At 68.0% G+C, this 21,620-nt stretch carries 21 protein-coding genes; 15 read left to right on the top strand and 6 right to left on the bottom strand.

The window, feature by feature from the left end; genetic code table 11:
- Nucleotides 1-309 precede the first annotated feature (309 nt).
- The 3 genes from AB0M24_RS47065 to AB0M24_RS47055 all read left to right on the top strand — a co-directional run bounded on the left by AB0M24_RS47065 (nt 310) and on the right by AB0M24_RS47055 (nt 3,062).
- A complete protein-coding gene (locus AB0M24_RS47065) occupies nt 310-1,023 on the top strand; it encodes a response regulator transcription factor (RefSeq protein ID WP_363781611.1) in 714 nt (237 codons plus the stop codon).
- Complete coding sequence (locus AB0M24_RS47060; protein WP_363781609.1) at nt 1,020-2,279, top strand: ATP-binding protein; 1,260 nt, start codon at nt 1,020-1,022, stop codon at nt 2,277-2,279. Before AB0M24_RS47065 ends, AB0M24_RS47060 begins: the two co-directional genes overlap by 4 nt.
- 396 nt (nt 2,280-2,675) lie before the next feature.
- A complete protein-coding gene (locus tag AB0M24_RS47055; protein ID WP_363781618.1) occupies nt 2,676-3,062 on the top strand; it encodes a (deoxy)nucleoside triphosphate pyrophosphohydrolase in 387 nt (128 codons plus the stop codon).
- Here the strand turns inward: AB0M24_RS47055 and trpS are convergent.
- Entirely contained in the window at nt 3,055-3,978 is a 924-nt protein-coding gene (gene trpS / locus AB0M24_RS47050; protein WP_363781607.1) for a tryptophan--tRNA ligase, read from the bottom strand. The two genes, AB0M24_RS47055 and trpS, sit on opposite strands and share 8 nt — an antisense overlap.
- A 170-nt stretch (nt 3,979-4,148) precedes the next feature.
- Here trpS and AB0M24_RS47045 point away from each other — a divergent pair, with 170 nt between their 5' ends.
- Nucleotides 4,149-4,451 (top strand): YciI family protein, encoded by a 303-nt coding sequence (locus tag AB0M24_RS47045; protein ID WP_045309913.1) that lies wholly within the window; start codon nt 4,149-4,151, stop codon nt 4,449-4,451.
- Here the strand turns inward: AB0M24_RS47045 and AB0M24_RS47040 are convergent.
- Together AB0M24_RS47040 and AB0M24_RS47035 are read right to left on the bottom strand one after the other, a co-directional pair.
- Complete coding sequence (locus tag AB0M24_RS47040; RefSeq protein WP_363781605.1) at nt 4,448-5,365, bottom strand: S41 family peptidase; 918 nt, start codon at nt 5,363-5,365, stop codon at nt 4,448-4,450. The two genes, AB0M24_RS47045 and AB0M24_RS47040, sit on opposite strands and share 4 nt — an antisense overlap.
- Nucleotides 5,362-5,517, bottom strand: coding sequence for a hypothetical protein (locus tag AB0M24_RS47035; RefSeq protein WP_363781603.1), 156 nt, complete (start codon nt 5,515-5,517; stop codon nt 5,362-5,364). The genes AB0M24_RS47040 and AB0M24_RS47035 overlap by 4 nt, the downstream gene beginning before the upstream one ends.
- 166 nt (nt 5,518-5,683) lie before the next feature.
- Between AB0M24_RS47035 and typA the strand changes: the two genes are divergently transcribed.
- The 9 genes from typA to AB0M24_RS46990 all read left to right on the top strand — a co-directional run bounded on the left by typA (nt 5,684) and on the right by AB0M24_RS46990 (nt 17,135).
- On the top strand, nt 5,684-7,579 hold the full coding sequence (typA, locus tag AB0M24_RS47030; protein WP_363781601.1) for a translational GTPase TypA: 1,896 nt from the start codon (nt 5,684-5,686) through the stop codon (nt 7,577-7,579).
- Between the two features lie 292 nt (nt 7,580-7,871).
- Nucleotides 7,872-9,548, top strand: a complete 1,677-nt coding sequence (locus AB0M24_RS47025) for an ABC transporter family substrate-binding protein (RefSeq protein WP_363781599.1) — start codon at nt 7,872-7,874, stop codon at nt 9,546-9,548.
- A gap of 301 nt (nt 9,549-9,849) precedes the next feature.
- On the top strand, nt 9,850-11,625 hold the full coding sequence (locus AB0M24_RS47020; protein WP_363781597.1) for an ABC transporter family substrate-binding protein: 1,776 nt from the start codon (nt 9,850-9,852) through the stop codon (nt 11,623-11,625).
- 93 nt (nt 11,626-11,718) lie between these two features.
- Entirely contained in the window at nt 11,719-12,717 is a 999-nt protein-coding gene (locus AB0M24_RS47015; RefSeq protein WP_363781595.1) for an ABC transporter permease, read from the top strand.
- A gap of 25 nt (nt 12,718-12,742) precedes the next feature.
- On the top strand, nt 12,743-13,642 hold the full coding sequence (locus AB0M24_RS47010; RefSeq protein WP_363781616.1) for an ABC transporter permease: 900 nt from the start codon (nt 12,743-12,745) through the stop codon (nt 13,640-13,642).
- Entirely contained in the window at nt 13,642-14,808 is a 1,167-nt protein-coding gene (locus AB0M24_RS47005; RefSeq protein ID WP_363781593.1) for an ABC transporter ATP-binding protein, read from the top strand. The genes AB0M24_RS47010 and AB0M24_RS47005 overlap by 1 nt, the downstream gene beginning before the upstream one ends.
- The gene (locus AB0M24_RS47000; RefSeq protein WP_363781591.1) at nt 14,805-15,797 is read left to right on the top strand and encodes a dipeptide ABC transporter ATP-binding protein; all 993 of its coding nucleotides are present in this window, start codon (nt 14,805-14,807) and stop codon (nt 15,795-15,797) included. The genes AB0M24_RS47005 and AB0M24_RS47000 overlap by 4 nt, the downstream gene beginning before the upstream one ends.
- Nucleotides 15,798-15,874: 77 nt before the next feature.
- Nucleotides 15,875-16,711, top strand: a complete 837-nt coding sequence (gene mshB / locus AB0M24_RS46995; RefSeq protein ID WP_363781589.1) for an N-acetyl-1-D-myo-inositol-2-amino-2-deoxy-alpha-D-glucopyranoside deacetylase — start codon at nt 15,875-15,877, stop codon at nt 16,709-16,711.
- Nucleotides 16,701-17,135: a hypothetical protein gene (locus AB0M24_RS46990; RefSeq protein ID WP_363781587.1), complete on the top strand. Its 435-nt coding sequence runs from the start codon at nt 16,701-16,703 to the stop codon at nt 17,133-17,135. The genes mshB and AB0M24_RS46990 overlap by 11 nt, the downstream gene beginning before the upstream one ends.
- Here AB0M24_RS46990 and AB0M24_RS46985 read toward each other — a convergent pair.
- Nucleotides 17,111-17,752, bottom strand: a complete 642-nt coding sequence (locus tag AB0M24_RS46985; RefSeq protein WP_363781584.1) for a GNAT family N-acetyltransferase — start codon at nt 17,750-17,752, stop codon at nt 17,111-17,113. The two genes, AB0M24_RS46990 and AB0M24_RS46985, sit on opposite strands and share 25 nt — an antisense overlap.
- Before the next feature lie 224 nt (nt 17,753-17,976).
- Here AB0M24_RS46985 and fdxA point away from each other — a divergent pair, with 224 nt between their 5' ends.
- Entirely contained in the window at nt 17,977-18,303 is a 327-nt protein-coding gene (gene fdxA, locus AB0M24_RS46980; protein ID WP_045318461.1) for a ferredoxin, read from the top strand.
- 2 nt (nt 18,304-18,305) lie between these two features.
- Complete coding sequence (gene dapC / locus AB0M24_RS46975; RefSeq protein ID WP_363781613.1) at nt 18,306-19,397, top strand: succinyldiaminopimelate transaminase; 1,092 nt, start codon at nt 18,306-18,308, stop codon at nt 19,395-19,397.
- Here dapC and AB0M24_RS46970 read toward each other — a convergent pair.
- Together AB0M24_RS46970 and dapD are read right to left on the bottom strand one after the other, a co-directional pair.
- A complete protein-coding gene (locus tag AB0M24_RS46970) occupies nt 19,380-20,285 on the bottom strand; it encodes a hypothetical protein (RefSeq protein ID WP_363781582.1) in 906 nt (301 codons plus the stop codon). The genes dapC and AB0M24_RS46970 overlap by 18 nt on opposite strands.
- A 100-nt stretch (nt 20,286-20,385) precedes the next feature.
- The gene (gene dapD / locus AB0M24_RS46965) at nt 20,386-21,390 is read right to left on the bottom strand and encodes a 2,3,4,5-tetrahydropyridine-2,6-dicarboxylate N-succinyltransferase (RefSeq protein WP_363781580.1); all 1,005 of its coding nucleotides are present in this window, start codon (nt 21,388-21,390) and stop codon (nt 20,386-20,388) included.
- Between the last annotated feature and the right edge of the window lie 230 nt (nt 21,391-21,620).

Below are 21,620 nucleotides of genomic sequence, written 5' to 3'. Positions count from 1 at the left end.
GTCGGAGCGAGCCACACCAGGGAGGGGAGGTCAAGTCGACGAAAAGCGTGTCGACTTGACCTCCCCTCCCTGGCGCGGCCAACGATCAGGCACGACTCGTGACGGGGCCCGCCGGAGCGCACGGAAAAGCAAGCTCGCCTTCGGCATCGCCACTGCAGCTCGGCTTCGCCATCGCCCCAGGCAGCTCGCCTTCGGCGTCGCCTAGGGCAACTCGGCTTCGCCTTCGCCAGTGCCCTCCGTTGGGGCGTGTGCTGGCCGTTTGCTGAGAGTCGGCTGAGATCTTGCGCGCGGCTGAGAGTCGCTCGCGGCATGCTGTGCGGTGTGAAGCCTCGGGTGCTGGTCGTGGACGACGAAGTCGGCGTGCGTCGGGCGTTGGAACGTGGTCTCGCGGCTGAGGGGATGGAAGTCGTCACGGCCGCGGACGGGCCCACGGCGCTGCGGGTCGCGTTGACCGGTGCGTTCGACGTGGTGCTGCTCGACATCATGCTGCCCGGCCTGTCGGGGTACCGGGTGTTGCAGCGGATGCGGGCTGATGGGGTGCGGACGCCGGTGCTGATGGTGTCGGCCAAGGACGGGGAGATCGACCAGGCTGACGGGCTGGACCTCGGTGCTGACGGGTATTTGGTGAAGCCGTTCAGCTTTGTGGTGCTGGTCGCGCAGGTCAGGGCGCTGTTGCGGCGCGGGGGAGGGGCGCGGCGGAAGCTGACGCTGGGGAATCTGGTGATCGATCGGGGTCTCAGAGAGGTCAGCTGGGCCGGGCTGGACGTCTCGTTGAGTCCTCGTGAGTACGCGGTGCTGGACGTGCTGGCGTCTCGGGCCGGGTCGGTGGTGACCAAGGACGAGCTGCTGCGGACTGTTTGGGGGGACGAGCAGGCGGCGACGCGGAATGCGGTTGAGGTTTACGTGGGGTACCTCAGGCGCAAGCTGGAGGCTGTCGGGGCTGGTGAGGTCGTGCGGACGATTCGCGGGCACGGGTACATCGCGTCCACTCCGGATCTGGACAGCGCGCTGGGGAACAAGTGAGTCCTCGCCGCTGGTGGTTGCGGCGCACGTTGCGCTTCCGGATCACCGTGGTGGCCACCGGGGTGGCTTTGTTGTGTCTGCTGGCGTTCACGGGGCTGGCGCCCGCGTTGATCGGGCTGATCCAGATCACCGCGGTGGACCAGGAGCTGGCCAAGGCGCCGCCTCGGGTGCTCGACGTGTCCGGGGCGCCCGTGGACGGTGGCGCGCCACTTCCGTTGACGCCGCAGGACATTCGGTCGTTGCGGTCCGGGGAGCCGGTGCTGCGGCTGGACGGTGCGTCGGCGCAGCGGTGGCGGGGGCAGGTCGTGTTCGCGGCGGACGGCACGCCTCGGCTCGAGGTGTACGGGAGCACGCTGCTCGGGTACGAGAACGCCAACACGCTGGGAACGCGGTGGTTGGCGGTGGCCGCAGTGCTGGTGGCCGGGTTCGTGGGGATCGCGACGTGGTTGTCGGTGCGGTCGTCGCTCAGGCCCGTTGAGCGGATGCGGGTCGCGGCTGGGGAGTTGCCGCACGGGGAACGGTTGCCGGTGCCGCCTTCCCGCGACGAGCTGCAGGCGTTGGCCGAGGCGTTGAACGCACTGCTGGCTCGGCGCGACGAAGCCAGTGATCGGCTGCGCAGGTTCACGGGGGACGCGGCGCACGAGCTGAGGTCGCCGGTGGCGTCGGTGCGGGCGCAGGCGGAGGTTGCCGTGGCGCATCCGGATCCGGACTTCTCGATCGAGGTCCTGGAGTCCGTGGTCGAGGAGTCGATCAGGTTGAGCGCGCTGGTGGACGCGCTGCTGATCCTCGCGCGGGCGGACACTGCGGCACCACCGCGGGCCGAGGCGGTGGACCTGGTGCTGGAGGCCGAGGCCGCGATGTCCAGGTTGGACACCGAGTTGCTGGTGCGGTTGACCGCGCCGCCGTCGGCGTGTCTGGTGTCGGCGACGAAGTCCGAGGTCGAGCTGGTGCTGGACAACCTGATGCGCAACGCCGCCCGGTACGCGTACTCGACGATCACGGTGACGTTGGTGCCGGTCGGGCGGGACGTGCGGTTGATCGTGGACGACGACGGGCACGGGATTCCCGTCGAGCACCGGGCGAAGGTGTTCGACCGCTTCTACCGGGTGGAAGAGGACCGCGGGCGCTCATCCGGTGGCTTCGGGCTCGGGCTCGCGTTGGTGGCACACCTCGTGCAACGGCGCGGCGGGTCGGTGCGGGCTGCCGAGTCACCTGCCGGTGGTGCGCGTTTGGAGATCCGCTGGCCGTCCTGGTAGTCAACTGACGTGCCAGAGTTGCGAGCGTCGGCGCTGGTCGACGCGCCTGTTGCGGTGGTTGCCGGTGCCCTGCTGGACACCGCCCTGATCGCGGGGTTCGGGGTGAAGGTGGCGGGGCCGTTGTTGTGCCTCGGGGACGTGCTGACCGGGCCGTTCGGGGTCAAGCTGACCGTCACGCGGGCCGATCTGTCCGGTGTGTCGGCGGCGGGGGACTTCCTGGAGCTGCACACGGATCTCGTGGTCACCGGGGCCGGGACGATGGTGGTCGACCGGGTCTCGTGGACGACCGTCGGCGGGGTCGTCGGGCGGTTCGCGGACGTGACGGTCGGGCGCGGGATGGCGTTGCGGGTGCTGCAGAAGCGGTCGGCGTTGCTGGCGGAGAGGTGCCGGGAGCTGCTGGACGCGCGGGTCGTGGTCGGTGCGGCGATCGTCCGGGATGGACGGTTGCTGGCCCAGCAGCGCTCGTACCCGGAAAGCCATGCGGGGCAGTGGGAACTGCCCGGCGGACGGGTCGAGCCCGACGAGAAGCCCGAGGACGCGCTGGTGCGCGAGTGCGTCGAAGAGCTCGGCGTGTCCGTTGTGGTCGGTGAGCAGGTCGGGCCGGACGTGCCGTTGAAGAAGGACGTGGTGTTGCGGATCTACGCGGGAAAGCTCGCCGACGGTGAGCCGGAAGCGTTGGAGCACAACGCTGTCCGGTGGCTCACCGCCGACGAGCTGCCCGGCGTGGACTGGCTGCCCGCCGACCGGGTGCTGGTGCCCGCCCTTCAGGCGCTCCTCAACTGAGCCCGGAGAGGCGCAGGGCCGCGTCCAGGCGGTGCTGGGCGCGGTCGCGAGCCCTCTCCGCGCCCGCCTTGCGGATGCGGTCCAGCTCAGCGGGGTCGGCGAGCAGTTCCAGCGTCCGGTCGCGCACCGGGCGCAGCTCCTCGATCACGGCCTCCGCCACCACGTTCTTGAGCTCGGAGAACCTGCTCGTGTAGTCCTCGGGGTCCTTGCCGGTGCAGGAGCTGAGGATCTCGGCCAGGTTCGCGATGCCCTCGGTCGACGAGACGGCACGGCGCACCTTGCGGCGCACCAGATCCGGGTCGTCGAGCACGAACACGACTCCGGTGGAGTTCTGCGCCGACTTGTCCATCTTGCGCGTCGGGTCCGACAGGTCCTTGATGCGCGCCCCGACCTTCGGCACCACCGCGGTCGGCACGATGAACGCCTCGCCGTACGCGTGGTTGAAGCGGCGGGCGAGCGCACGGGCCAGTTCGACGTGCTGGAGCTGGTCCTCGCCCACCGGAACCTCGGCGGTGCCCTGCAACAGGATGTCCGCCGCCATCAGCACCGGATAGGTGAGCAGGCTGAGGCGCACCGACTCGCGGCCGAGCGACTTCTCCTTGAACTGGATCATGCGCGCGGCCTCGCCGTACGTGCAGGTGCACTCGAGAACCCAGTTGAGCGCTCCCAGTTCGCGGATCAGGTCGCTCTGCACGCAGGTGCTCTCCGGGGCGATCCCGCTCGCGATCAGCACGGCCAGCTGTTCGCGCGTCATCGATCGCAGGCGTTGCGCGTTGTGCGACGACGTCATCGCGTGCAGGTCGCTGATGAAGTAGACGTCCTCGGGCGTGCCCTCGCGAGCCCACGTCCGCAGGGCGCCGAGGTAGTTGCCCAAGTGGACCTGGCCCGAGGGCGTGATGGCGGAGAGACGGATCATGACGTTGGTCCTTACGGGTAAGGACCGCCCGGACGAAACGCACAAAAAAGCCGCCCGTCCCGGGCGGCCTGTGGGTGCGTCAGCGCACTGCTACTCCGGCCGCCTGAAAGCGGCCCACCAGAAGGCGTTCATCGTGCGCATGTTCAGCAGTATAGGACTACCGTTGAAGGATGTTCATCGTGCTGCTGAAGTACTCCGCGCCACTGGAACAGATCGACTACGCCCTCCCCGACCACCGAGCGTGGGTCGAGAAGCAGTACGAGCGAGGTCTCTTCCTCGCCTCGGGGCGTCAGGTGCCGAGGGTCGGAGGCGTGATCATCACGCGGCCGATGCCCCGCGGCAAGCTCGAAGCGCTGCTGGCCACCGACCCGTGGGCCGAGCAGAAGCTGGTGAAGTACGAGATCTGCGAGTTCGAGGCGACGAGGACCGCGCCCGAACTGATGAAGCTGAACGAGGCAGTGCTCCAGGGCTAAGGCCTCTGCGCGAGCCACTCGATCGCCGCTGCGAGCGCGTCGCCATCACCGACGGGCGTCTGCGGGGCGATCGGGGTGTTGCCGTACGTGCGGCCCGTGCGGTCGGCCATGTACGCGGTGGTGACCGCGAGCCGGGCGCCGTCCGGCAGCGTGAACGACGCGTTGACCGTGGCGAAGCCCCCGGTAGGCGCGCCGAAGCTGCGCGTGCCGGCCTGTCCGGTGAACGACAGCAGCACCGCCTCCCCCGAGCTCGACGTCATGGCGTCGACCAGCACCGCGACCGGGCCGGTGACCGCGGGAGGCACCTCGACCTGCGGGAACGCCATCTCCCCGCCGGCGTAGAGGTGGCCGTTGACGACGCCCCAGTCCGCCGTGGAGCCGTCCGGGCCGACGAACATCCCCTTCCTGCCCTCGCCGAGCAACGGCGCGACCACCGTGAGCATCGGACGCATGTCGCCACCGGTGTTGCCGCGCAGGTCGACCACCCAGCTCCCCGGCCGCGCCGCGATGAGGTCGCGCATCAGGCGCAGGCCGGCGTCGACGTACTCCTGGCCCAGGTCCACGGAGATCGCCGGCAGCTTCAGATATGCGGTCGAGCCGATCATCCGGCCGTCGGGGACCATGCCGAACGGGTCCGGCGCGCCCCCTTCAGGTGAGGCGAGCAACACGGTGTGCGGGTTGCCCAGCGCCTCGATCGTCTCGTTGATCACCGGATACGTGTCGGACGGCCGCTCGGCGTCCGCGGCTTCGGCGTGAGCTTGCGCACGTAGCTTCGGCCAGTCGGCCTTGGGGCTCTCCACGGAGTACTGCTGGAGCAGGTTGAGCGCTGTGTCGAGGTACGCGCGGGTCGCGGAGACGGGTTCACCGGCGGTGGTGATCAGCAGCAGGGCCGCCAGCAATGCGTGCTTGATCAAGCTGCCTTCTTCAGAGCTTTCTTGGCTGCCTTGGCCGCCTTCTTCGCGGCCTTCTTGCGGGCCTTGTCACGCTCCTTGAGCAGGAACGGGATGGGACAGCGCTTGCATTGCGGCTTCGACCGGCAGCACTTCTTCTTGAGCTTTTTACCCACTGGTTGCACTCCACTCCGACACGTGTCGCTAGAGTAGGTGAGGCTCACTTCACTGGGCACGGTTGTGTGGTAATGCCGACGCAGCCGGTAGTATCAAAGACGGCCCTGCGCATCGAAGTGTCCGGCGCGAGCCCCTCCAACGCCTTCGAAGCTCTAGGAGTTCTGCGTGCCCACGGCCACCGCGTCTGCCCTTCAGACGCGCACTGACCTGCGAAATGTCGCGATCGTCGCGCACGTCGACCACGGCAAGACCACCCTGGTCGACGCCATGCTGCGCCAGTCCGGCGCCTTCTCCGCGCGTGCCGAGCTCGTCGACCGGGTCATGGACTCGGGCGAGCTCGAGCGTGAGAAGGGCATCACGATCCTCGCCAAGAACACGGCTGTGCGCAGGCACACACCGGACGGCGACGTGATCATCAACGTGGTCGACACCCCCGGCCACGCCGACTTCGGCGGCGAGGTCGAGCGCGCGCTGTCGATGGTCGACGGTGTCGTCCTGCTCGTCGACGCCTCTGAGGGCCCGCTGCCCCAGACGCGCTTCGTGCTGCGCAAGACGCTGGCCGCCGGTCTGCCGGTGATCCTGCTCGTGAACAAGGTCGACCGCCCCGACGCCCGGATCTCCGAGGTCGTCGACGAGGCCCACGACCTGCTGCTCGACCTGGCCACCGAGGTCGGCGCCGACGAGTCCGTCCTGGACCTGCCGGTCGTCTACGCCTCCGCGCGCGCCGGTCGTGCCTCCCTGACCCAGCCCGAGGACGGCGGCCTGCCGGACGAGGAGAACCTGGACACGCTGTTCCAGGTGCTGCTCGACCACATCCCGGCCCCCACGGTCGACGTCGACGGCCCGCTCCAGGCGCTCGTCACCAACCTCGACGCCTCGACGTTCCTCGGCCGCATCGCGCTGTGCCGCATCCACCGGGGCACGCTGCGCAAGGGCGAGACCGTCGCCTGGTGCCGCGAGGACGGCGAGCCGCAGAAGGTCCGCATCACCGAGCTCCTCATCACCGAGGCTCTCGACCGCATGCCCGCCGAGGTCGCCCGCGCGGGTGACCTGGTCGCCATCGCCGGCATCGCGGACATCACGATCGGTGACACGCTGGCCGACGCCGAGACCCCCGAGGCGCTGCCCCGGATCACGGTCGACCAGCCGGCCATCTCGATGACCGTCGGTGTGAACACCTCCCCGCTGGCCGGCCGCAACGGTGGCACCAAGCTCACCGCCCGCGTGCTCAAGGCCCGCCTCGACGCCGAGCTCGTCGGCAACGTGTCCGTGAAGGTCCTCCCGACCGAGCGCCCGGACACCTGGGAGGTGCAGGGCCGCGGCGAGCTGGCGCTGGCCATCCTGGTCGAGCAGATGCGCCGCGAGGGCTTCGAGCTGACCGTGGGCAAGCCCCAGGTCGTCACGCACACGGTCGACGGCAAGATCCACGAGCCGTTCGAGCGCCTGTCCGTCGACTGCCCCGAGGAGCACCTCGGCGCCGTCACGCAGCTGCTGGCGAACCGCAAGGGCCGCATGGAGAACATGTCGGGCCACGGCACCGGCCGCATCAAGCTCGACTACGTGGTCCCGTCGCGAGGCCTGATCGGCTTCCGCACGGAGTTCCTCACCGAGACCCGCGGCACGGGCATCGCGAACGCCGTCTCCGAGGGCTATGCCCCGTGGGCCGGCGAGATCCGCACCCGCCACAACGGCTCCCTGGTCGCCGACCGCACCGGCTCCATCACCGCCTACGCGATGATCCAGCTGGCCGACCGCGGCACCTTCTTCGTGGAGCCGGGCGCCGACGCCTACGAGGGCATGGTCGTGGGCGAGAACCCGCGCGCCGAGGACCTCGACGTCAACATCACCCGCGAGAAGAAGCTCACGAACATGCGCTCTTCCACGGCCGACGTGATGGAGACCCTGGCCCGCCCCCGCAAGCTCTCGCTGGAAGAGGCGCTGGAGTTCTGCGCCTCCGACGAGTGCGTGGAGGTGGCCCCGGAGGTCATCCGCGTCCGCAAGGTGACGCTGGACGCCAACCTGCGAGGCCGCGAGCGCTCGCGGCTGAAGCAGCGCGGCTGATCGCTTGCTGAACGCCTGACGAGGGCGGCTGGGCCACTGGCTCGGCCGCCCTTCGTCGTGTCAGGGCGCAGAGACGGGCTGACTGCCATGGCCAGGCCTCGCACAGTGGAGCTGTGGCGGGTGCCCGTGACGTTTCACCCCCGCGATTCCACCCGAACCACCCGACGAGGTGAGCCGTACTACCCACCGTGCGAGCAACCCGCCCCGCCCCAGCCGCGTCCCCCAAGTGGCCCAGGTGACAAAACCTGGGTTGCCCGAACACACGAACCACCCTTCTGGCAATGTGAGGACCATGAGGCGACTCGGGGGAGTGCTGGCTACTGCCGTTGTGTGCGGCACAGTGGCACTCACTGCCGCGTGCACGAACGCGCCGCCACCTCCGCTGGTCCCCAAGAGCGAAGCCCCGGTCATCACCACCACGGGCCCGAAGGTCACCGAGATCGTCGTGGGCGTGGACGACGTGGCGGGCGGCTACAACCCGCACGCCTTGGCCTCGCAAAGCCCCATCACAACCGCGCTGGGCAGCCTTCTGCTCCCGAGCCCGTTCCGCCCCGGCCCGGACGGCGCGCCGCAGCTCGACCGCAACGTCATGGTCAGCGCCAAGGTCACCAAGGCCGACCCGTTCACGGTCACGTACACCATCCGCAAGGACGCGAGCTGGTCCGACAGCGCGCCGATCGCCGCTGAGGACTTCTCCTACCTCTGGCAGCGTATGCGCGTGGAACCCGGAGTTGTGGATCCGGCGGGTTACCGGCTCATCAACAACGTGAGCGCGCGAGAAGGCGGCAAGGTCGTCGAGGTCGCGTTCGGCAAGCCCTTCCCGGGCTGGCGGAGCCTCTTCGCGAACCTGCTGCCGGCGCACCTGCTCAAGGACGCGCCCGGCACGTGGTCGAACGTCCTGAGCACCGGTTTTCCCGCCACCGCCGGGCCGTTCCAGGTGAGCAGTCTCGACCAGGCCCGCGGTCAGGTCGTGCTCGAGCGCAGCGACCGGTACTGGGAGGTGCCGACCACGCTCGATCGAGTCGTTCTGCGGAAGTCCACGCACAGGGCCATGAAGGACTCACTGTCCAAAGGCGACAACCAGGCGGTTCTCCTGCGGGCGGACGCATCCGACGTCAACCTGCTCAAAGAGGTCACGGACCTCACCACGAAACCCGTGCCGCGCAACGAGGTCGTGCAGGTTCTGCTGCGGCCCGCGAGCGACCAGATGAAGGATCTCAAGGCACGTAAGGCGATCATCAGCGCCCTGGACCGCGACGCCCTCATCGCGTCGGGTACCCAGAGCGGGCCGAGTGCCCAGTACCGGGCCGACTCGTACGTGGTGCCGCCGAGCCGCACCGGGTACCAGGCGACGATCCAGGGCAACACGCTGAACCCGGCTCAAGCCGACCAGTTGCTCGCCGAGGCCGGGTACGCCAAGAACGCCTTCAACGTGTGGGAGAAGGCCGGCAAGCCGCTCAAGCTGAAGATCGCCGCGCCGGACAAGATCGAGCCGTACGTCGGCATCGCGAACCGGATCAAGGCGCAGCTGACCGAGCGCGGGATCGACTCCGAGGTCGTCACGCCCACCCCGGAAGATCTCTTCAACAAGCTGCTCGTCGAGAAGGACGTCGACATCGCGGTCGTGCCGCGCGTCGACGCCGGTGACTCGGCGGCGGGGCTCGCGAGCGAGTACGGGTGCGTCGGCGAGGCGCCGGACGGGGGCACGCCGAGTCCGCAGAACCCGGCCGGCTTCTGCGACCCGCTGATCCAGGCCGACATCGACGCCGCGCTCAACGGCAGGGTTCTGCTGAGCGACGTGCTCGCGCGGGTCGAGCCGCAGATCCAGGCCCAGGCGGTCGCGTTGCCGCTGTTCCAGGTAGTGGATCTTCTTGGTGTGCTGCCCACGAAGGTGTCCGGGGTCGACGCCGGAGCGCCCTTCGCGGGCGTGCTCAGCGGGGCACCCGAATGGCGCAAGCTCGAGAAGTAGTCCACGGGCTGAAATTCCGTTGCGGAACCGCTTTTGACGTTGCTACGTTCGGCCGCCGTCGTTGACAGAATTTCACCTGCCCGGTCAACGAACGCATTCGCCCGGTAATCGGGCCATTGCGGCGCGCTACAAGGTGTCTCCATTGGGTCACGATCGCCCTCTCAGGTAGTGACCGCCGCCTCAACGGGTTTCTACCGTGCTGCCCACGATGTGCCGGTTCGGGGCGCGTATGGCACATCTCGGTTATGGGCGTGCATGCCGACCTGGCCACGGCCGCCCAGTGCTAGGAGGGCACGTGTCGATGAGGAGAACCAAAGCACTTCCGGCGATCGCGCTGATTGCCAGCGCGTCTCTCGTGCTGGGTGCGTGCGGTGGCGGTGGCGGAAGCAACAACTCCGACGGCGGCGACGCCAGCATCGCGGAGATGGCGGTTGCTCGTGGTGAGTCGGCGGACGGGTACACCGCGCCGGACACCAAGGAGAGCGACCAGATCGTGGTGTCGACGGACAAGCCGTACACCTCGTACAACAACGCGACCGAGGACGCGAACCAGTCCTACAACACGTTCGCGCTGGTCCTCACGCAGCCTGGTGCGCACATCCTGAACGGCAACAACAAGTACAGCCTGAACAAGGATGTGATGGAGAGCATCGAGGTCACCTCGAAGTCTCCGCAGATCATCACCTGGAAGCTGAAGAAGGGCGTCACCTGGTCCGACGGCGAAGCCTGGGACTGCGACGACTTCTACATGGCGTGGTTCACGCAGAGCAACTCCGCGAAGAACGGCGACTCCAAGTACTTCAAGGCGGCCGGCACCACCGGCTACGACCTGATGACCGGTGAGTGCAAGGACGACCAGACGTTCGTCGGCACGTTCACCGACCCGTACCCGGACTACATCGGCATGTTCAACAACGACGTGCTTCCCGCGCACATCGTCGAGAAGAACACCGGCGTCGCGGACATCACCAAGCTGACGAAGGCCAGCCCCGCGGCCGACTTGCAGAAGGTGGCCGACTTCTGGAACGAGAAGTGGAACGGCTTCACCAAGGAGCTCTCGCCTGGCGCGGGCCCCTACATGATGACCGCCTTCGAGCCGAACCAGTCGGTGACGCTGGAGCGCAACCCCAAGTGGGTCGGCAAGCCCGGTGGCCCGAAGAAGATCGTCCTGAAGGCGATCCCGGACCCCGTCGCGCAGGCGCAGGCACTGGAGAACGGTGAGGTCGCCGTCAACTCCATGGCCCAGCCCGACGCGAACGCCGCCACGAAGCTCAAGAGCCTGAACGCTCAGGGCATCACGTTCGGCGCGGGCCCCGGCCTGTCGTTCGAGCACCTCGACCTGCAGTTCAAGAACCCGGTGCTGGCCAAGGAAGAGGTCCGCAAGGCGTTCTTCATGTGCGTCAAGCGCCAGGACATCATCGACAAGCTCATCACCGAGGTGCAGGCCGACGCCAAGCCGCTCGGCAGCCTGATCTTCTTCCCGAAGGACGAGGGCTACAAGGACGTCTACGCCGACAAGGCCAAGGGCGACCCGGCCGCGGCCAAGAAGATCCTCGGTGACGCGGGCTGGACGCAGGGTGCCGACGGCGTGTTCGCGAAGGACGGCCTGCGCGCCTCCTTCCGGATCAGCCACACCGACATCCCGCGGCGCAAGCAGACCGTCGAGCTGATCCAGGGCCAGTGCAAGGAAGCCGGTATCGAGATCAAGGACGACACCGACTCGAACTTCCTCGACGAGCGCGTGAGCAACGGTGACTACGACGTCGCCCTGTTCGCGTGGTCCGGTGGTCCTCTCAAGAGCGACAAGAAGTCGATCTACGAGACCGGTGGTGGCCAGAACTGGCAGAACCTGACCGTTCCGGCTGCGGACGCGGCCTTCAAGTCGGGTGTGTCGCAGACCTCGATCTCGGACTCGCTGAAGTACTTCCAGCAGGCCGACGAGGCGATCGCGGGTGCCTACGGCTCGCTGCCGCTGTTCCAGATGCCGAACATGTGGGCGTTCAAGGGACTCGACCGCGTGTACTTCCAGAGCTTCTACGGCGCGCTCTGGGACGCCAACGAGTGGCAGTCCAAGTAATCGCCATAGCTGAAGTGCGCAACGCCTGACCGGGCGGGGCCGGACCACGAGTCCGGCCCCGCCCGAGCCGGGTTGCCCCCTAGGAGCCCGCCCGTGATCCGCTACATCATTCGGCGCCTGCTGATCTCCATACCCATCCTGCTGATCGGCAGCTTCGCCTGTTACGTCCTCGTCGCCACCGCCGGAAACCCCTTGGCGGACATGCGATTCCGGCCCGGTGTCACCGAAGCCGACATCAAGGCCGCCGAGATCTCGCTCGGCCTCGACAAGCCCGTGGTGATCCGCTACTGGAACTGGCTCACCGACTTCCTGTCCGGTGACTGGGGCCAGAGCATCGCCCTCGGTCAGGCCAAGACCGCTGTCTTCCCGGCCGTCACCGACGCGCTGTGGACCACCGGACGGCTGGTCATCGGTGCCGAACTTCTCGCTCTCACACTGGGTGTCTCGGTCGGCGTGCTCGCCGCCGTGCGCCAGTACTCGATCTTCGACTACCTCGCCACCAGCACCGCGTTCCTGATGTTCTCGATGCCGATCTTCTGCGTCGCGGTCATCGTCAAGAACTACGGCATCCAGTTCAACAACGTCCTGGAGTCGATGGGGCTGGAGCGCTGGCTGACCACCGCCGGTCCGCGGCCGGGTGGTTTCAGCGGCAGCGTCGGCGACGTCATCTTCAAGTACACAGGCACGTTCCTGCTGCCGACGGTCGCGCTGATGCTGATCAGCTTCGCCGCCTACAGCCGGTTCGAACGCGCCTCGATGCTGGAGATCCTGCACTCGGACTTCGTGCGCACCGCGCGGGCGAAGGGCATCTCGCAGGGCCGGGTGATCTTCCGGCACGCCTTCCGCAACGCGCTCATCCCCGTCGCCACGCTGTTCTCGCTGAACTTCGGTGCCGTGCTCTCGGGCGCGATCATCACCGAGACGGTGTTCGGCTGGGCCGGCATGGGCACGCTGCTGGTGAGCTCGGTGCGGCAGTTCGACCCGCCCATGCTGATGGGCTGGCTCGCCGTCACCGCGACCCTGATCGTGCTGTTCAACCTGCTTGCCGACATCGTGTACGGCATCCTCGATCCTAGGATTCGCCTTGGCTAACATCAACTTGGCGTCCGAGGGCGGCGTGGTGAACAGCGCTCCGCAGTCCGACTCGCACGAGTTCGACGCCACCAAGACCCGCACGCAGGGCCAGCTCGTGCTGGGGCGGTTCCTCCGCCACCGGCTCGCGATGATCAGCCTCGGCGTGTTCATCTTCCTCGTGTTGTTCGCGTTCCTCGGTCCGTTCATCTGGACCTACGACTTCGAGGACGTGTCCAGCAAGTCCTACCAGCCGATGAGTGGCACTCACCCGCTCGGCACCACCCAGGTCGGCAAGGACATGCTCGCGCTGCTCATGCGCGGCACCGGCTACTCGCTGCAGATCGCGTTGATCGTGGCCGCCCTGGCGACCGCGATCGGCGTGGTTTTCGGTGCCCTGGCGGGATATCTGCGCGGTTTCGTCGACGGTGCGCTGATGCGGCTCGTCGACCTGCTGCTGATCATCCCGCAGATCGCGGTCGCCGCGATCGTCGTCAAGGGCTTCTCCGGCAGCTGGTACGTCGTCGCGCTGGTGCTCGCGTCATTCGCCTGGATGCAGATCGCCCGCATCACCCGCGGTGAGACGCTTTCCTTGGCACAGCGGGAGTTCATCGAGGCGGCGCGTGCCTGTGGCGCCTCGACGTCGCGGATCATCTTCAAGCACCTCGTGCCGAACATGATCGGCAGCATCACCGTCAACGCCACGCTGGCGATCGCGAGCGCGGTGCTCACCGAGGCCGCGCTGTCGTTCCTGGGACTGGGAGTCCAGCCTCCGGACACCTCGCTCGGCGTGATCGTGCTGGAGAACTACGGGCAGTTCCTGAACCGGCCGTGGCTGTTCTGGGGTCCGTTCATCGTGCTCGTGTCGCTCTCTCTCGCCGTCAACTTCATCGGTGACGGCCTGCGCGACGCGTTCGACCCGAGGCAGACGAAGGTGCGTGCCTGATGACCAGTGTTTCCGAACTGTCGGAGGACTTCCTTCCCTCCGGTGACACCACCGCACCGCTGCTGTCGGTCAAGGATCTGAGCGTCACGTTCCCGACCGACGACGGCGACGTCCGCGCCGTGCGCAACGTCTCGTTCGACCTGAAGGCCGGCGACGTGCTGGGCATCGTCGGCGAGTCGGGCTCCGGCAAGTCCGTGTCCTCCATGGCGATCATGGGCCTGCTGCCCAAGAACGCTGTCATCGAAGGCTCGATCCGCTACCGCGGCGAGGAGCTGAACGGCCGCACCTACAAGCAGATGCAGCCGTTCCGCAGCAAGCACATCTCGATGATCTTCCAGGACCCGATGACGTCGCTGAACCCCGTCTACACCGTGGGGTGGCAGCTCGCCGAGACCTACCGCGCGCACCACGACGTCTCGAAGAAGGCGGCGTGGGCCAAGGCGATCGAGTCGCTGGAGCTGGTCGGCATCCCGCAGCCGGACAAGCGCGCGGGTCAGTACCCGCACGAGTTCTCCGGCGGTATGCGCCAGCGCGTGGTGATCGCGATGGCGATCATCAACGACCCCAGCGTGATCATCGCCGACGAGCCGACCACCGCGCTCGACGTGACCGTGCAGGCGCAGATCCTCGACACCATGCTGAGGCTGCAGAAGGAGACCGACGCGGCGATCGTGATGATCACGCACGACCTCGGCGTGGTCGCGGGCATGGTCAACCGCGTGCAGGTGATGTACGGCGGCACCGTGGTCGAGTCCGGCCCGGTCGACGACGTCTTCGAACGGCCGCGGATGCCTTACACCGTAGGGCTTCTGGGCTCGGTCCCGAACCCGGCGACGTTGGGCAAGCGGCTCACCCCGATCAAGGGCGCGCCGCCCTCGCTGGTGAACCTGCCGTCCGGTTGCTCGTTCTCGCCGCGGTGCCCGCTCGTCGCGGACGTGTGCCACGAGTGGGAGCCGCTGCTGGAGGAGGCCGGCGTCGCGAACCACTCGACGCGCTGCCACCGCTGGGAGCACCTGGTGACGATCGAGCAGCCGCAGCGGCTCTTCCTGCACGAGGAGATCGGCACGATCGAGAACCCGGCCGCGTTCGCCGCGGCTCTTCCCGACGAGTCGCTCGAAGTGACCGCCGTGCACGGAACTCTGGTTACCGATGAGGAGGCGAAGTGACCGCGCCACTGCTGGAGGTCACCGACCTCGTCAAGGAGTTCCCCGTGCGGGGCAAGGGAATCATCCCGCGCAACATCGGCACGGTGCAGGCCGTGTCGGGTGTGTCGTTCTCGCTGCACCCCGGTGAGACGCTCGGTCTGGTCGGCGAGTCCGGCTGTGGCAAGTCCACGACCGGGCGCGCGATCCTCCAGCTGCACAAGCCCACCTCGGGCTCGGTGAAGTTCGAGGGCCGCGAGCTCACGGCCATGACCAACAAGCAGTTGCGGCCGTTGCGCAAGGACATCCAGATCGTCTTCCAGGACCCGTACGCCTCGCTGAACCCGAAGTGGCAGGTCAACGACGTCATCGCGGAACCCTTGCGGATCCACGGTGCCGAAGGCGGCGTGCAGCGGCGGGTGAACGAGCTGATGGAGCTCGTGGGCCTCAACCCCGAGCACCGCAACCGCTACCCGCACGAGTTCTCCGGCGGTCAGCGGCAGCGCATCGGCATCGCCCGCGCGCTGGCGTTGAACCCGCGCTTCATGGTGCTGGACGAGCCGGTGTCCGCTTTGGACGTCTCGGTGCAGGCCGGTGTCGTGAACCTGTTGGAGGAGCTGCAGGAACGGCTCGGGCTCGCGTACCTGTTCGTCGCGCACGACCTCTCGGTGGTGCGGCACATCTCGGATCGCGTCGCGGTGATGTACCTCGGCAAGATCATCGAGATGGGCGAGCGGGAGACGATCTACAGCCGCCCGATGCACCCGTACACGCAGGCGCTGCTGTCCGCGGTGCCGATGCCGGATCCCAAGCAGGAGCGCAAGCGCCAGCGGATCGTGCTGACCGGTGACGTGCCGTCGCCGGTCAACCCGCCGTCGGGCTGCCGCTTCCGCACCCGGTGCTGGAAGGCGCAGGACATCTGCGCGACCGAGGAACCGAAGCTGGAATTGCGGGGTGGGCCGGACGGAACGCTGTCCGCGTGCCACTTCGCGGAGGAACGCTCGGTGGTTTAGGTAGCTCACCAACCAATCGAGATCCTTAGCAAAGGCCGCCTTTATCATCTGATGAGGGCGGCCTTTACTCTTTTCCGGTGACGCTGACTGCCCCACCACGGTTGCTCTTCGTGCATGCCCACCCGGACGATGAAAGTCTCTGGACCGGCGGCACGATCGCGCGCTACGCCTCAGCAGGCGCGCATGTCACTGTCGTCACCTGCACGCTGGGGGAAGAGGGCGAGATCATCCCGCCCGCACTCGCGCACCTCGTCGCGGGTGAAGCCGACCAGCTGGGCGGGTACCGCGTGGGCGAGCTGAGATCAGCCTGCGCCGCGCTCGGCGTGACGGACCACAGATTCCTCGGCGGCATCGGCCGGTGGCGCGACTCCGGCATGGTCGACGTGCCGTCCAACGCCCACCCGCGCGCGTTCGTCCAGGGATCGCTTGGCGACCAGACCGCCCAGCTGGTCGAGATCCTGCGTGAGGTCAAGCCGCAGGTCGTCGTTAGCTACGACGCGTTCGGCGGCTACGGCCACCCGGACCACATCCGCGCGCACGAGATCACCGTCGCCGCGTGTGCGCTCGTCTCCGAGGTCGAGCGGGTCTTCTACGCCGTGACGTCCCGCGACGCGACCGAGGCCGGGGTCAAGGCCCTGGAGAACGTCCCCGAGGCGTTCCGGCTGCCCGAGGCGGGCGAGCTGCCGGTGACGCCGGATGAAGAGATCACAACGGTTGTCGACGTGTCCGAGCACCTGACGGCCAAGCGCCGTGCTTTGCGTGCACACTCGACGCAGGTCAGCGTGTGGGACGGCGGATACGCCCTGTCGAACGACATCGCGCAGCCGCTCGTCGGCGGCGAGTTCTACGTGCTGGCCAAGGGGTCGGCGGACGGCGCGGCCACAGACTTGTTCGGAGGACTGGGTGACCGGTAGCGCGCGAGTGCTCCTGCTGCTGCTTCTGTGCGTCGAGGCAGCAGCGCTCGCCGTGCTGGAAACGATGTTCCTGCCCCTGCGCTTCGACGGCACCCTGCTGCCGAAGCTCGGGGACTTCCCGTTCCCGGTGATGATCCTGGTGGCCGCCTTCACGACACCGTTGCTGGTGCAGTGGGCGGCCGCGCTGTCGGAACGGGTGCTGTCCGCCGCGCTGCCGTTGATCACGTGGTTCCTGACGCTGATGATCTTCGGCTACCTCGAACCAGGCCACGCCAACGGCAGCCCGTACCTGCTGCTGCAGGACTGGCGCGGCCTGTTGATGCTCGCCGGTGGCGCGTTGACCGGTGCGGTGGCCGTGGGCGCTGTGATGGCGCGCAACGCGGCCCACCGGCCGGGCCTCTACGAGACCGCGGGGATCCAGTAGCGGTAGCGGTGGTGCTCGGTGCAGCCGAGCTCCTCGTACAGCCGGATCGCGGGCTCGTTGTGCTCCGCCACCTGCAGCGCGCAGATCTTCGCCTCCTGCTGCAGGCCCCAGCCCGCCAGTTCGCCCATCAGCTGCCGCGCCAGGCCTTTGCGGCGGTGCGACGGCCGGACGGCGAGGCGGGCGACGTGCAGCACGTCCTCGACCACGGCACCCCGGACGGCCGCGATCACTCGCTCGTCCTCGGTCAGGCTCGCGAAGCAGACGATCTCGCTGGAGCCGAGCACGTGCCGTTGTGCGGCGGAAACCTCGGATCCGGCCGTGAGTTCCCACCATCCGGGAAGATCACGACTTTCCGCTACGCCGTCGGCGAACTTCTCCAGCGAACCGGTCATCACCAGCGACTCCGCACCGCCGGGATGGTCGAGATCCACGGTCCAGCCGGCGTCGCGAATCGCCTGCTCGGAGGTCGAGCCGTTCACCACGTGCGCGGTGGGTTTGATGCCGTGCTCGCGCGCGAACCCTTGGGCGACGGCCAAGGCATCCGGAACGGGCACACCTGGATCACCGCAGGTCAGCGTGCTGTTGGCGCGGCCGGTGAACCCGTCGGCAGCGCGCATCAACCAATCTCCTAGCGGTACTTCTGCCAGGGCGGGCCATGCTTGCGCGCAGAGCGATTCCAGGTGATCCACGGTGTGCACGCGTCCATCCTGTCCCAAGCGCGTCTCAGCAGATGGGGTGACGTGGAACACCGTGCAGCTAAGGCAAGCCTGACCGGGTGATACTCGAACGTGCCGCGTACTCTCCGGCTTGCGCGGTGTGACCGATGAAGTTGGAGAGCGCAGTGACTTATGTGATCGCCCAGCCGTGCGTGGACCTGCTCGACAAGGCCTGCATCGAAGAGTGCCCTGTCGACTGCATCTACGAAGGCGACCGGATGCTCTACATCCACCCCGACGAGTGTGTGGACTGTGGTGCTTGCGAGCCCGTGTGCCCGGTGGAAGCCATCTACTACGAGGACGACGTCCCCGACGAGTGGAAGGACTACACGAAGGCGAACGCGGACTTCTTCGTCGAGCTCGGCTCGCCCGGTGGCGCGTCGAAGGTCGGCAAGGTCTCGGCCGACCCGGAGTTCGTGAAGGTGCTCGAGCCGCAGGCCGAGGGGCATTGATCATCAATCGCCGAGGTCCGGCCCTGCCGGACTTCCCGTGGGACTCGCTGTCCGACCACGCCGCCAAGGCGCGCAAGCACCCCGGTGGCGTGGTCGACCTGTCCGTCGGCACGCCCGTCGACCCGGTTCCCGCGGTGATCCAGTCCGCTCTGTCGTCGGTCGCCGACATCCCCGGCTACCCGACCACCCACGGCACTCCCGAGCTGCGCGCGGCCTTCGTGGCCGCGGTCGAGCGGCGCTACGGGATCGTGGGGCTCTCGCCTGACGCCGTGTTGCCCACGATCGGCTCCAAGGAGCTGGTGGCGTGGCTGCCGACGCTGCTCGGCGTCGGCTCCGGCGACATCGTGGCCGTGCCGTCCGTGGCGTACCCGACGTACGAGGTCGGCGCGCTGCTGGCGGGCGCTGAGGTCGTGCGGCTCGCCGACGGGGAGAAGCCGCCGGCCGGGACTCGGCTGGTGTGGCTGAACTCGCCGTCGAACCCGACCGGGCGCGTGCTGTCGGCTGCGCAGCTGCGTGAGGCTGTTCTGGCCGCTCAGGCCGTGGGTGCCGTAGTGGCCTCGGACGAGTGCTACCTGGCGCTGCCGTGGGACGCCTCGCCGGTGTCCGTGCTGCATCCGTCCGTTGTGGACTCGTTCGACGGCGTTCTCGCCGTGCACTCGCTGTCGAAGTCGTCCTCGCTGGCGGGCTACCGGGCCGGGTTCATCACCGGCGACCCGGAGCTGATCGCCGGCCTGCTGGAGCTGCGCAAGCACGCGGGCATGATCGTGCCGCGGCCGGTGCAGGAAGCCATGAGGGCCGCGCTCGAGGACGACACGCACGTCGCCGAGCAGCGTGCGCGCTACTCGGCCCGCCGTGAGGTGCTGAAGCCCGCGCTGGAGGCGGCCGGGTTCGCGGTGTCGCACTCCGAGGCCGGGCTGTACCTGTGGTCGTCGCGCGGTGAGGACGCCTGGGAGACGATCTCCTGGCTGGCCGACCGCGGCATCCTGGCTGCTCCGGGCACGTTCTACGGGCCTGAAGGGGCTCAGCACGTGCGGATCGCCTTGACCGCGACCGACGAGCGGATCGCGGCCGCGGCGCTACGGCTTAAGGGCTGACCAGACTCGTCGCGTGAACTGGTTCGGCGGCACCGCGTCCGTGGTCAGGCGGACGCTCGTGCTGATCGAGTCGCCGCTCAGGCCCAGACCCAGCACCAGGTGCCAGTGCAGGTCCCAGAGGTCCTGGAACGCGTCCAGCTCCACGTCGGTGTCCGCGTTGATGTGCAGCACGGACGGCTCGGCGACCCTGACGACGCGCTCCACCGCCCGCACGTCCCTGGTGTTCGTGCGGAAGCTGAAGCCCAGGTCGACGGTCTCGCTGTCCAGCCCGTAGGTGGCGTAGGAGTGGCAGCGGTGGTGCGGGAGCGAGAGCGGCTGGTTCGTCTCCAGGTAGAGGTCGCCCTCGAACCTCAGCGTCGGCGAGTGCTGGCTGAGGGTGGCCCTCGCGCTGACGAACTCCCAGCCCGGCATGTCGAGCTTCGGGACCAGGAGCTCCAGGACCTCGCCACGGCGTGCACTACGTGTGCGTTCGCCTGAGCGCCACGGGATTTCCCTGCTGTAGGGCTCCTTCTTCGTGACGAACACGTACGGCGCGTTGTCCGTCTGCAGGCTCAGGACGACGACTGTGCGTCTCGGTGCCCAGTCGAACGCCACCGTGGTGAGGCCGGGCGCGACGCCGTCGAAGTGGCTCTCGACCTTGGGCCACCAGCTCGACAGCTCCTCGGCCGGAGCGCCCTTGACGTACCGGCCCTTCTCGTCGACACCGACGATCCACATCGCCTCGGAACCCCTGGCGGCGTTGCAGAGCGCGGCGATCTGCCTGGCCGCCTTGCCGTGGTCGATCGGCCACTGCGTCTTGAACTCCACGAAGGAGTCCTCCGACTGCGCCCCCTCCAGGGCACGCTCGATGGCAGCGCGGGCGTTCAACTCCAGTCGCTGTTTCAGCACGTGCACCTCCTCCGGGTAGGGCCTAAGACGGCACGGGCCCAGCCTGCCTCAGCAGACCGGGCCCCAGACAGTTCTTTTCACCTTAGAAGCGGCTTGTCCTTCAGTCGTTGGCGTGGAGTGCGGAGTTCAGCTCGACGCCGCTGCCTTTTCGCGGCTTGGCCATGACCGTGCCGGTCACCGAGTCGCGGATGAACAGGACGTTGTCGCGGCCGCTCAGGGCCAGAGCCTTGACGACCTCGCCGCCCGGCAGGGTGACCTTCGTGCCCGCGGTGATGTAGAGGCCGGCCTCGACCACGCAGTCGTCGCCGAGGGAGATGCCGAGGCCCGCGTTGGCGCCGAGCAGGCAGCGCTCGCCGATGGAGATGACCTGCTTGCCGCCGCCGGAGAGCGTGCCCATGATCGAGGAGCCGCCGCCGACGTCCGAGCCGTCGCCGACCACGACTCCGCCGGAGATCCTGCCCTCGACCATGCTGTTGCCGAGGGTGCCGGCGTTGAAGTTGACGAAGCCCTCGTGCATGACCGTGGTGCCTGCTGCCAGGTGGGCGCCCAGGCGGACTCGGTCTGCGTCGGCGATTCGGACGCCTGACGGGACTACGTAGTCGACCATCCTCGGGAACTTGTCCACGCCGTAGACCGTCACCGGGCCCCTGGGGCGGAGGCGGGCTCGGGTCTCTTCGAAGCCCTCTACTGCGCATGGGCCGTGGTTGGTCCAGACGACGTTGGTCAGGAGACCGAAGAGGCCGTCGAGGTTGGCGCCGTGGGGGCGGATCAGGCGGTGGCTTAGGAGGTGGAGCCTCAGCCAGACGTCGTAGGTGTCTCGTGGGGCTGTGGTCAGGTTGATGGTGACCTTTACGCCGACCACTTCCACGTTGCGTTCTGGGTCCTCGCCTAGGAGCTTGGCTGCGGACTCGCCCAGGGCTTCGGCGATTTCTGCGGAGGAGAGGCGGGTGGTTGCGAGGCCTGCTGACTCGGCCGCTACTTCTGCTGCTACCTCGGCCGGGGCTTCTGCTCGGGCTTCGGTGAGAGTAGGAGCGGGGTACCAGGTGTCCAGGACTGTGCCGTCTGGGGTCACTGTGGCCAGGCCGATGCCGTATGCGGTGCTCACGGGGGTTCAGCCTAGTCGCGACCTTCTCCGGAAGCGCTGACCAGGTCGCGCCGGTTGCCGTTGTCGTGCCCCTGGTGCGTTGGCGGCTGCCTGTTTGTTGTCCGTGCCGTTCCCCTGTTGCGTGCGGCTGTCGCTTTGCGAGTCGCGGCCTTGTGGGTGGTCGGGTTGCGTAGGGCGTGTTCCGGTTGCGTGCTTCCCCTTGGGAGCTCTGCCCCAAACCCCGCCAATCT

The organism is Lentzea sp. NPDC051838, assembly GCF_040681245.1.
GTDB lineage: Bacteria > Actinomycetota > Actinomycetes > Mycobacteriales > Pseudonocardiaceae > Lentzea.
This window is presented reverse-complemented; position numbering and strand designations above follow the sequence as displayed.